This window comes from Komarekiella delphini-convector SJRDD-AB1 (assembly GCF_014831675.1).
In the GTDB taxonomy this organism is placed as follows: domain Bacteria; phylum Cyanobacteriota; class Cyanobacteriia; order Cyanobacteriales; family Nostocaceae; genus Komarekiella.
The window spans coordinates 168,454-180,463 of the sequence record NZ_VJXY01000001.1; the positions used below are offsets into that span (position 1 = coordinate 168,454).

The 12,010-nt window shown below is 43.7% G+C and carries 8 protein-coding genes; 6 read left to right on the plus strand and 2 right to left on the minus strand.

What is annotated here, in order from left to right; translation table 11 throughout:
* The first annotated feature begins 108 nt into the window (after positions 1-108).
* The 4 genes from FNW02_RS00715 to FNW02_RS00730 all read left to right on the plus strand — a co-directional run bounded on the left by FNW02_RS00715 (position 109) and on the right by FNW02_RS00730 (position 6,528).
* Entirely contained in the window at positions 109-972 is an 864-nt protein-coding gene (locus FNW02_RS00715) for a Tab2/Atab2 family RNA-binding protein (protein WP_191755683.1), read from the plus strand.
* Positions 973-1,690: 718 nt separating this feature from the next.
* Entirely contained in the window at positions 1,691-3,007 is a 1,317-nt protein-coding gene (locus FNW02_RS00720; protein ID WP_191755684.1) for a TldD/PmbA family protein, read from the plus strand.
* Between the two features lie 245 nt (positions 3,008-3,252).
* Positions 3,253-6,015, plus strand: a complete 2,763-nt coding sequence (locus tag FNW02_RS00725; RefSeq protein WP_191755685.1) for a chloride channel protein — start codon at positions 3,253-3,255, stop codon at positions 6,013-6,015.
* A 216-nt stretch (positions 6,016-6,231) separates the two neighbouring features.
* Positions 6,232-6,528: a hypothetical protein gene (locus FNW02_RS00730; protein WP_191755686.1), complete on the plus strand. Its 297-nt coding sequence runs from the start codon at positions 6,232-6,234 to the stop codon at positions 6,526-6,528.
* A 440-nt stretch (positions 6,529-6,968) separates the two neighbouring features.
* Here FNW02_RS00730 and FNW02_RS00735 read toward each other — a convergent pair whose 3' ends face one another.
* Together FNW02_RS00735 and FNW02_RS00740 are read right to left on the minus strand one after the other, a co-directional pair.
* A complete protein-coding gene (locus FNW02_RS00735; protein WP_191755687.1) occupies positions 6,969-7,265 on the minus strand; it encodes a WGxxGxxG family protein in 297 nt (98 codons plus the stop codon).
* Positions 7,266-8,129: 864 nt separating this feature from the next.
* A complete protein-coding gene (locus FNW02_RS00740; protein WP_191755688.1) occupies positions 8,130-10,157 on the minus strand; it encodes a serine/threonine-protein kinase in 2,028 nt (675 codons plus the stop codon).
* Positions 10,158-10,185: 28 nt separating this feature from the next.
* Between FNW02_RS00740 and FNW02_RS00745 the strand changes: the two genes are divergently transcribed.
* The gene (locus FNW02_RS00745) at positions 10,186-10,395 is read left to right on the plus strand and encodes a hypothetical protein (protein ID WP_191755689.1); all 210 of its coding nucleotides are present in this window, start codon (positions 10,186-10,188) and stop codon (positions 10,393-10,395) included.
* Positions 10,385-11,989 carry a PPC domain-containing protein gene (locus FNW02_RS00750; protein WP_225225327.1) on the plus strand — a complete coding sequence of 535 codons (1,605 nt, stop codon included), beginning with the start codon at positions 10,385-10,387 and terminating at the stop codon, positions 11,987-11,989. Before FNW02_RS00745 ends, FNW02_RS00750 begins: the two co-directional genes overlap by 11 nt.
* Positions 11,990-12,010: the final 21 nt, after the last annotated feature.

Here is a 12,010-nt window from a genome sequence, read left to right on the forward strand (position 1 = left end):
CAAGAGCGATCGCTTTCCTCCTTGTCTACTCCATTTCTTCATGCTGCCCTAACACTCGTATGATCTAAATATCAGGAAAATATAACAGCCAGATTTTCATTGCAAAATATGGGCAATATTTGGGAAATGGATTTTTACTCTCGTCCAATTCTGGACGCAAATCAGAAAAAAATTTGGGAAGTCTTAGTCTGCGAGAGTCCTGCGGATATCAGCACAAAAACAGATTCTTTGTTTCGCTATGCTCAATATTGCCCCAATACCCAGGTCAATTCTGGCTGGTTGCGGACAGCGCTACAAGAGGCAATTACTAAAGCAGGAGAAACGCCAATTAAAATCCGCTTCTTTCGCCGCCAAATGAACAATATGATTACTAAAGCTTGCCAAGACTTGGGTATTCCCGCCCAGCCTAGCCGCCGTACTTTGGTTCTCAATCAGTGGTTGGAACAGCGGATAGAGCAAGTGTATCCTCAAGAGCCAGGGTATCAAGCAGGAACTAATCCTTCAGTACGCTTAGAAAAACCTTTACCCCAACGTTTACCAGATGCTTTGGAAGGACAGCAATGGATATTTGTTAGCTTACCGGCTGCGGATCTTTTAGAGATGCCAGAGTGGGAAATCAGCTTTGGTGAAGCTTTCCCCCTAGAGTTGGCTCAAATATCACCTGAAACCCGCATTCCTGGGATTTTGATTTTCTCATCTAGAGCGTTGCCCTTAGCTGCCTGGATGTCTGGCTTGGAGTTGGCTTTCATGAGATTTGACACAAGTGAAGGGGCAAGATTGCTTTTAGAGACTGGTGTTACAGAAAGCTGGATTGTGGCAAATATTAAAAATCCTCAAACTTTAGCAGAAGCCAAAGGTTTTGAAGAAGCCAAGCAAAAAGCTAATGGAGTACATTTTATAGGTGTACAGTCTGATCCCAAAGCCCAATCTTTTACTGGTTTTTGGCTGTTACAAGAAGTCAATCTTCTTTGAAAGGGTACAGGGAACTTTTAACACAAAACAGTAACTCGCTCACAATTCGGCTTAGCTTTACACCTTTACCTCCTTTCGTAAAAGTATGGCATTCAGAAGAAAGAAAATAGCTTGGGAATTTATTCCTAAGCGGGATAGCGACGAAGCCAGAGATTGAAAAGATGTGCGTAATGACAAGCCTTTTAGGCAAGGGATTAAACGCGAACGGGCGGTGTTCAAAACTTTCCTAGAGTGTGGTTCCAAATTAAAACCGCTGAAATAGGTTTATACGTGCCAATGATTTGGGATAATTATCTGCGTCCATTAGCGAAAAGTTTGAGCGCCGAAAGCCGATTCGACGAACATAACTTTCCAAAACAAAAACAGCGTTGATTTGCGGAAAGTCTGATCTGAACCGAAATGTCTGAGGGTTGGTTTTCAATTATCGGAACTTCAGGCGACTATCAGAACTTTCCTAGAGTGTGGTTCCAAATCGCAACTGCTGAAATACACCGATAATTTTTAGAAATTATGAGTGTGTATCAGCCTACCCTGCGGGAAGCCTTTTGAGTGACGCTTAAGAGCGTTGGCAACGTCAGTAGTTGGGGAAACCTTCCTTCTCTTAAAAGAGATACTGTGCGTTACTTGCTTCGACCTAGGGGGACAGCGCTGGACTCACCTCTGTTAGGGAGTCTACATCTGCGATTCAAAATCCACAATCCACAATTCACTAAGGGTCATGGGTTCTGAAATTTTGTCACAAGAAGATACACTAGCAGAACATCTGCTGGAACTAGCTATAAAATCTGGAGCAGAAGCTGCTGAAGTGTATCAGTCGCGATCGCTTTCTCGACCAGTTTTTTTTGAGGCAAACCGACTCAAGCAGCTAGAAACTAGCCAATCTGAAGGCACAGCACTAAGGCTTTGGCGAAACGGGCGTCCAGGACTCACCGTGGCTTACGGTTATGTCCAAGCGCAAGTAATGGTAGAACGAGCTCTTGCCTTGAGTCAACTGAATCAACCGGAACCAGTGGAATTAGGCAGTAATTTTCAGCCATCTTACCCAGACTTAGGGGAAAATGTGCCTATAGAGGTTTTGGTAAACTGGGGCAAAGAAGCGATCGCCCTCATCCGCGACGCCTATCCAGAGGTAGTGTGCAATAGTGACTGGGAATGTGATGTTGAAACTACCAGACTTGTCAATACCAAAGGTTTAGATTGTCACTACACCGATACTACCCTCAGCTGTTATATGTCAGCAGAATGGGTACGTGGTGATGATTTTTTGAGTGTTTCTGATGGGCAAACCCAGCGGGGTGAACTGCAACCCGAAAAATTAGCTAACCAAATTTTACAGCGGTTAATTTGGGCTAGAGAAAACGTTTCCCCCCCTACAGGCCGCATCCCAATTTTATTTACTTCTAAAGCTGCTGATATGCTTTGGGGCACGGTGCAAGCGGCTTTGAACGGCAAACGAGTTCTAGAAGTAGCTTCCCCTTGGGCAGAACGCCTAGGAAAACCAGTAATTGCATCCAGTCTCACTCTCTACCAAGATCCAGAAGCAGGCCCTTATAGTTGTCCTTTTGATGATGAAGGTACTCCCACTCAGTCTTTAGTGTTTATCCAAAACGGGATTTTACAGCATTTCTATGGCGATCGCACCACCGGAGATCAACTGGGTACTGGCACAACTGGGAATGGTTTTCGCCCTGGTTTGGGTAGCTACCCTACCCCTGGTTTATTTAATTTTCTCATCCAGCCCGGTTCTGCATCCCTCCAAGACTTGATTCAACAAATGGATGATGGCTTGATTGTGGATCAAATGCTGGGTGGTGGCGGCGGTATTTCTGGAGACTTTTCAATCAATATTGATTTAGGCTACCGTGTGCAAAATGGTCACGTAATTGGGCGTGTTAAAGATACGATGGTTGCTGGCAACGTCTACACAGCTCTTAAACAAGTGGTTACACTAGGTGGCGATGCCGATTGGAATGGTTCTTGTTATACTCCATCTTTGATAGTAGAAGGACTATCCACTACTGGGAGAAGCAATTAGAATAGTTCGTTGCCAGGGATGGGGACTAGGGACTAGAGACTAGGGACTAGGGACTAGGGACTAGGGACTAGGGACTAGGGAAGAGTTTTCTAATACCTAATCCTTAATTCTCAACCTCTAACTCTCAATACCCAATCCCCATTGCCCCTTATCCCCAGAGGGGGCCCCGAGTTCCCCAATCCCCATTGCCCCTTATCCCCAGAGGGGGCCCCGAGTTCCCCAGTACCCAGTACCCAATCCCCCCTATGTCGCTTCCTGTTCTGACTCAGCGCTTTCGCACTTGGTGGCAGCCTAGAAGAGGTTTAGCGATCGCAGAAGCTTCTGTTATCGGTCTGGTTGCTGCTTTATCTGCGGTGTTCCTGAAGGTCGGATCGGGATGGCTAGGAACATGGCGAGTTTATAGTGCTCACATTTTACCAGCTTGGCTGGCTCTACCAGCAATTGGTCTTGGCTTTGGTTTTCTGGCTGGTTTTTTGGTGCAGAGGTTAGCGCCAGAGGCCGCGGGTAGCGGTATCCCGCAAGTTAAAGCCTCGCTTGCCAATCTACCAGTTAAATTATCTTGGCGTGTGGCAGTCGTGAAGTTACTTAGTGCCATGATCACCATCGGTTCTGGGATAACTCTAGGACGGCAAGGCCCCACTGTGCAAGTCGGGGCAGGTTTGGCAGCTGGTATGAGTCGCTGGGTTCCGACTTCCCCAGAGCATCGACGGCAAATGATTGCTGCTGGTGCAGGTGCGGGTTTGGCAGCTGCTTTCAATGCTCCAATTGCAGGTGTATTATTTATCGTCGAGGAGTTACTCCAGGATTTATCAGGAATTACCCTAGGAACCGCGATTATCGCCTCGTTCATTGGTGGGGTAATTTCTCGGCTATTGGGTGGGGGTAGTTTGGATCTGAATCTGCAATTAATGCAATCCTCTAGCCAATTCTCCATCCCAGAAATTCCCTTTTTCATACTATTGGGCATCTTGGCAGGGTTGCTAGGTGCATTATTTAATCGTGGACTAATATTTAGTATTAAATTCTATCGAAATTTGCACATCAGCTTACCACTGCGGGTGGCTTTAGCTGGATTGATTTCTGGTATTGTCGTGGCAATGCTACCTAGTTATTTCCGTGATAATACTGGATTACGAGAATATGTGATTACTGGTAGTGCTAATCCTTCCTTTGCGGCGATCGCTTTTGCGGCTCAGTTCATCCTCACCCTGGTAGCATTTGGTTCAGGAGCGCCTGGGGGATTATTCGCTCCTAGTTTAATATTAGGTTCTTGTTTAGGGCATTTAATCGGTGTGTGCGAGTTTTACCTTTTGGGAGCAGGTTCGCTTACCACCTACGCTCTAGCGGGTATGGGTGGATTTTTTAGCGCCGTTTCTAAAGTGCCAATCACAGCAATTGTGATTGTGTTTGAGATGACTACAGATTTCAATCTGGTGTTACCTTTAATGATTGTTTCTGTAGCAGCTTACCTAGTTGCGGAAAAGGTAGTGCCTGGTTCGCTCTATGAGAAACTTTTAGAGTTAAACGGCATCACTCTCACCAAAGAGATTCCCATAGAAGGAACTTTGACAAAGTTAACAGCAAAAGATGTGATGCAGGAACGGGTAGAAACTCTAGATGCAGATATGACTCTAGAAGAAGCAATGCAGGCGTTTGCTCGTTCCCATCATCGTGGTTTCCCGGTGGTAGAGGATAGTAAATTGGTAGGAATTGTTACCCAATCGGATTTACTAAAAATACGCGATCGCAACTTAGCCAATGATATTCCCTTAAGGGAAATTATGACGCCTGCTCCGATGACGGTAACACCAATTCACACCTTGAGCAATGTACTCTATTTACTAGATCGCTATCAAGTCAGTCGTTTGCCAGTAGTGCAAGGGCGAAAACTCATTGGGATTATTACTCGTGGCGATATTATTCGAGCGGAGGCAGACCATCTTAATGGTGAAAATGGGACTCCTGGGCCGAGGCCAGAACCTTCTTATGTAGTTTACCAAACGCGATCGCCCAGCATTGGCAGAGGCAGATTATTAGTACCAGTAGCTAACCCAGAAACAGCAGCTATTCTTTTACAAATGGCAGCAGCTATTGCCCGCGATCGCCATTATGAAATAGAGTGCGTGCAAGTAATGCTGGTGTCACGCCATAGTTCCCCATCCGAAACACAGGTAAGAACTGCTAAAAGTCGCCGTTTGCTACGACAGGCGGAAGTTTTAGCGAAAAAATGGCGAATTCCCTTACATACACAGATTCGAGTTACTCACGATGTCGCACAGGCAATTTTAGAGACAATCAACGAACAGCACATCGACTTGATTTTAATGGGATGGAAGGGCAATACTTCCACTCCTGGGCGGATTTTTGGCGATGTTGTAGACACCATAATTCGCCAAGCTACTTGTGATGTCGTATTGGTAAAGTTGGGACAAGGGAAGCAGAGGAGCAGAGAGAAGTCCGAGCGGAGGCTTCCTCCGATCGGAACTTCGGAGGGGGCAGGGGAGCAGGGGGGCAGAGGAGCAGAGGGAGCAGGGGAAGAATTTCTAACTCCTAACTCTCCACTCGCTTGTACAGACGCGATTAATCGCGTCTCTACTCCCCACTCCTTCAACCGCTGGCTAGTACCGATGGCTGGTGGCCCAAATGCACGGGTGGCGATTAAATTGTTACCTGCTTTGGTGACATTGGGGAATAATCCACAAATTCGCTTGACACAGGTGTTTAAACCATCTGAGTTAAAGCCAGACATGACTGTTTTAGAACAAGCCATTCGTCAGTTGATGCGTCGTCGCAATTTATCCAATACTGTAGTTGCTGTGCCAGTCCAAGCTGACTCAGTTACCGAAGGTGTGATTCGCCTAGTAAAAACCGAAGATTACGATGTTGTAGTTTTAGGAGCCTCTCGTGAGGGATTATTACAACATGCGATTCAAGGTAATATTCCTGAAGCGATCGCCTCTGGTGTGGATAGTACAGTAATTTTGGTTAGAGGTGCAATTAATAATTAAAAATTACAAAGCTGATTGAATTTAGAAAAAACTATTTGAAAATTAGTATTTTTAGTATAGTTTATCCAATGATTTAAGATTGCTTAAACGCATTATATAAATCAATTTATTTTAATATTTTTATAAAATGCTATATTACTAAAATAAGACCTTAGCTCTCTGTAAGCAAATTAAAATATATTCAAATGTAATCCCTGTCAAGACAGGATTCAAAAGATGCTAAGTGCAATAAAAACTGGATTAAACAAAATTGTTGCTCTTGATCAAAAAGAGCAAATGAGAACAATTACTTATAGTATGGACTTGTTGATTCCTGGTTTGTATATATGGTTGCCTAACTTCACCATTCGTATTGGTGGTAGTATTCCAGATGATCAGCCTTACAAGTACCCTGGTGAAATTCACAGTCATGCTGGTATTGCTTTAGTATTACCAGGATACAGAATATGGACAACATACCAGGGCACTTATGACCCTCAACAAGCATCAGATACAGGGGATACCAAGCTTTAATTGCACAGTCATCGATTCAAATCAATTCGAGCACATAATGATAAGTGCTGGGTACTTTATATCAGGTAGTGCCCCAGCACAGGGGTCTAGAATTAAAGTCTGGTGGATTCATAGTCAATATCCAAGAGTAGAAGCGATATACAGCCCAGACAGAAAATTAGTAATAACGGCGTATCACGTTTAAGCTATTACCATACATCTACTCAAATATTTTTGCAGCGGACAGTAGTAGAATCCACTCAAACATTAACAAACTCGCCTCTGGTGTGGATAGTACAGTAATTTTGGTTAGGGGTGCGATTAATAATTAAAAATGAGAAACTTGACACCTTCTCACGTTGGAAATATCGCAGCAATACAAGAATACAAACAAAGCCTGTATATCCAGGCTTTAACCTAAAATTATTAGCGCTTAGGCAAATTTGGAATGTAACTTGATATTAGTACTTAGAACGAGAGCCAGGAGCGTCTACCACATCACGATTTCCATAACCCACAGATTCGTTTTTGCGACTCTTGCGACCAAACAAACCAAATAAACCGAGCAAGCCTAGCAAACCCCAATCCCCATCTTGATAATTACCGTCGGTAACGCCGCTGTCTCTAGTAGTATCTGTAACAGTAGGGTTAGGTGTTGTAGTTGTCTGGGCAGAAGCAGGTAGAATAGTGGGCAGTGTAGCTAAACTTAGAGCTAGAACACTAATACTAAGGGTTTTAGAGACATCAAAGCGTTTCACGATCACATTCCTCAACTGAATTTGTTTAACTGTTGCTTATAGCTTATTAAGTTACGACAATAGTAGTGTCAATCTTTAGCTGGAAATCTATATCAGCTTAAAGTTGCATCTATATATTGGGCAAACAAGCATGATGGTAGAGAATGGATTACAGCACAAGACAAGAGGGATAAGTAAGTAGGCATAATTAAACATCAAATAAAATCTTAGTTCGTAGTGAGTAGACCTCTTGCATAGGTCGAGATTTGTTGAATAGAACCACAGATGAACATCTATGTTCATCTGCCTTGAAAAGTTTCCTCTGGCGGTAAACCCGCCTACAAAACTTTTCGCTGTGTTCATCTGTGGTTTATTTTGGTCTTAAGCTGTTACGCATTTAAATTGCACATTACCTCGACATTAAGGTTGACTGTTAACTGTTAACTGTCAACAGTCAACAGTTAACAACTACAAAGAGTAGTTATGTAATTTAGACGCGCATTATACCAATTCACGAAAATCTTGATACATATAGATTTCTCGTATGGGCATTGCCGTGCCCATACGTGTCAACTTCAGCTCAAACACTCAATTTACAGTCGTTTTAGATCCCCCAACCCCCTTTCTAAGGGGGCATTCGATTCTAGTTCCCCCCTTGTCAAGGGGGGTTAGGGGGGATCGAAAATCTTGGTGGTACATCAAAAAATTTTCACTCTTCTTATCAGACTAGGCTTTTACGTTAAGTTGACACGTATGGGCAATGCCGTGTCCCTACCAACGTATTTGTATCATTTTTAAAGTTAAATGGTATTAGCTTATTCCGATTTTTCAAGAAGTATAATGATTTGAGTTATGGATGCGATTAAAAATCTTAGAATAGAGATTTTAAGGAGACACCCGCCAAATTTTCATAATATTATCAGCGCTACCGCCACTAGCAATAGTTTGTCCATCTGAACTGATAGATACAGCATAAATGTAGCCAGAATCTCGCTTCAAAGTGCGGCTTATCTCTCCTGTCGCCGGATTCCATAATTTGATTGTGTTGTCATTACTACCACTGACAAGAGTCACACCATTGAGTGTTTTGCTGTAGGCAACGGAATTAACCTTCTCAGAATGTCCCTTTAACGTGCGGATTGTCTCTCCTGTCGCCAAATTCCACAATTTAATTGTCTTGTCCTTACTACCACTGGCAAGAGTCTTACCATCAGGGCTGAAGGCGACAGAAAGAACCAAGTCAGAATGTCCTTCCTGGGTACGAATTAACTTTCCAGTTGCTAAATCCCACAATTTGATTGTCTTGTCCCAACTGCCACTAGCAAGGGTCTTACCATCAGGACTAAAAGCGACAGTAGCAGCTGCTTGGGAATGTCCCTTTAATGTGCGGATTTCTTCTCCAGTTAGCAGATTCCACAGTTTAATTGTTTTGTCTAAGCTACCACTGGCAAGAGTCTTACCATCAGGACTAAAAGCGACAGCAGCAACTCCCTCAGAATGACCATTTAGGGTGCGGATTTCTTTTCCAGTTGTCAGATTCCACAGTTTGATTGTCTTGTCTGCACTGCCACTGGCAAGTGTTTTGCCATCAGGAGCAAAGGCGATATTCCAAATCCATCCTGAGTGATTTCTAAGGGTGTAGATTTCTTGTCCATCTACTAAATTCCACAGCTTAATTGTCCTGTCATCACTGCCACTAGCAAGAGTTTTACCATTAGGAGCAAAGGCGACTGAGTTCACATCGCTGGAATGTCCCTTTAAGGCGTTGGGTTGATTGGATACAGATTGACTGGGGTTAGAATCAGTCATTAGCTGCGGGAGAAACTGTAAATACCAAACTCCCCCTAATCCCATTAGCACAATGGCAGCATTTATTAGTAGTCGTTTTTTGAGTTTGTCGTCGAGTATTTTTAGTGGAACTAACTTCTGACTGGCTGGCAAATTTGTTAGTAGTGCGGGTGGCGGCGAGATTGTTAGTAAAGTTAGGGGTTCTGGTGGTAGCAATGGCTGTGTCAAGTCTCTGATGACTTCATCTGCTGATTGATAACGCTCTTGGATATCTGCTGCCAACAGCTTGTCTAAAATCTCAACCAACTTGACACTAGAGGCTACCCCATTTCTATCCGAATTACTCAAATATTGCTGCCAAGATTCAATCCAACCATAACCCTGTTTTATCCATAGTTTGGATGGACGAATCCCTGTTAGCAGATGAAAGCAAGTTGCACCCAAACTGAATAAATCACTTGCTGGGTAAGCCTTTCCATACTGCATTTGTTCAAGTGGAGTATAACCATGTGAACCAATGGTTGTTCCTAGTTGAGTTTGTATGGTTGCTCTTAGTTGCTTTGCAGAGCCAAAATCAATTAGCACTAATCGCCCATCATTTTGACGGCGGATAATGTTTTGTGGTTTAATGTCGCGGTGAATTACGCCGCGATCGTGGATAAACTTGAGTACGGGTAGTAAATCTAGCAAAAGCTCTATAATTTGGCTTTCGCTGTATTTTACTGTTTGGTGTAATTCTTGTAGTAAATTTTGCCCATCGATAAATTGTTGTACCAAAAACAGATAATTATCTTGTTCAAAGTAAGCTAAAAGTGCGGGAATTTGATGATGTTCTCCCAACTGTTGTAGTCGTTGAGCTTCTTCTTTAAATAGCTCGATCGCTTTCTTTAATGCTGATGTTTCCTGGACTTTCGGTGCAAATTGCTTGACAACGCACCATTCATTTAGCTTATCTACATCTTCTGATAGATAGGTTCTGCCAAATCCACCTTCATCAGATAGAACCTTGATGACACGATAATGGCCCCTCAAAAGTGGTATCAATGGTGTACTGCAAGTTTGGCAATACTGGTTGCCATCAGGATTCTGAGGATTGGGGCAATCGGGATTCAGGCAGCAAAGCATACTGGGAATCCATTTGCAGTTTGTGTATATGTTAATTCATGACGTATATTTTTGCTATGCAGTTGCCAGGATGATTATTTTGCATCAAGGTAGCAATTTAGAGGTAACTAAGCAATTTAAAATAAAAAACGGAATTGTTTTCCAAGCGATCGCTAGCAGCATCTTAGCTGCTGTATTTGCATTACTGTGCATGAGCTATCCACTCTCAATAATTGAAATTTATAACAATGACGAGTGAAATTATGGCAGGCAAAAGCAACATAAGATATTGTTTTAGATTTGACTTGGCTTTAATTTTTTTTCTGAGTAGTAGTTTGTTGCTTGCAAGTTACGCTCTACCGATAAATGCTTTAAAAATCCCAGAATCTTCTGAAAAATTCCGACTTGCCAAAACACCAGATGAAAGACAACCAGAAGCGGTACAACAAGGAATTGAGCAAATCCCTGTTTCTCAACCCTCTGTATCTCCACAACCCAGCCAACCTATTGATTCACCAATACCTGAGAATGTAGCGCCCACACCAGTAGATTCTCAACCAACTCCTCAACCAACCCAAGATGGCTCGGCTCCTACACCTTCTACGCCAACGCCTCAGCCAACCCAAGGCGGCTCTACTCCTACACCTTCTACACCAACGCCTCAGCCAACCCAAGGCGGCTCTACTCCTACACCTTCTACGCCAACGCCTCAGCCAACCCAAGGCGGCTCTACTCCTACACCTTCTACACCAACGCCTCAGCCAACGCCTCAGCCAACCCAAGGCGGTTCTACTCCTACACCTTCTACACCAACGCCTCAGCCAACGCCTCAGCCAACACAAGGCGGCTCGGCTCCTACACCTTCCAGACCAACACCCCAGCCAAGACAGGGCGGCTCTACTCCCAGACCTTCAAGACCAACGCCTCAGCCAACACAAGGCGGCTCAAGACCTTCAAGACCGACACCTCAGCCAACACAAGGCGGCTCGGCTCCTACACCTTCCAGACCAACACCCCAGCCAAGACAGGGCGGCTTTACTCCCAGACCCGCCAGACCAACGCCTCAGCCGACGCAGGGTGGTCGTAAGCCAATTACTAGCCCAGGTAGAAATAGCAATCCAACTCGTGAGGTTTCGCCTGTTCCCCCATCCAGCACTCTTCCTATCAAAGAAATTAACTTTGTAGATATCGCTTTTGGTATCTTGTCTAAAGGTGATTACCAGTCTAAAGGTAGGTATTTTCATTTTTACCAGTTTGAAGGTAGAGAAAACCAACTGCTCCAAATCAGACTTGGTGGTAGTAAAGATCAACGCCGTACAAGCAACTTGAGTTTACAACCCTTCATGTTTTTGCTCGACCCAAATAATAAAGTTGTCTTAAAAAGAGGTAGTGGGGGGGCAAACAGTACAATTAGAGATGCATTTATATTTGCTCGATTGCCTGTTAAAGGTACTTACACGATCGCAGTAACTAGCCGCAATCCAAAAGATATCGGTCGCTATAGTCTAGCTCTGCGGAATGATAGAGCCAGCTATACTCTAGACGAATCAGGCGAACTAACTGCCCAAAGCTCAACTCTTAAACAAAATGGCAGTCCTTACAATGTCTCTCAATTTCAGGGTAAAAAAAATCAGCTTGTGAGTATTCGTGCAGATAGTATCAATGAGGAGTTTTCGCCTTATATAGTTTTGCTAAATTCTCAAGGTCAGAGAATCGCAGCTAATAATGACAAAGATGGGATGTACAGCGCTCTTATTGACAGAGTTAAATTGCCTGAAGACGACACCTACTATATAGTTGTCACTTCAAACAATTCACGGGAACGCGGCACATACCGATTGACTATTTTCTGAGTAGAGACGTTGCAATGTAAC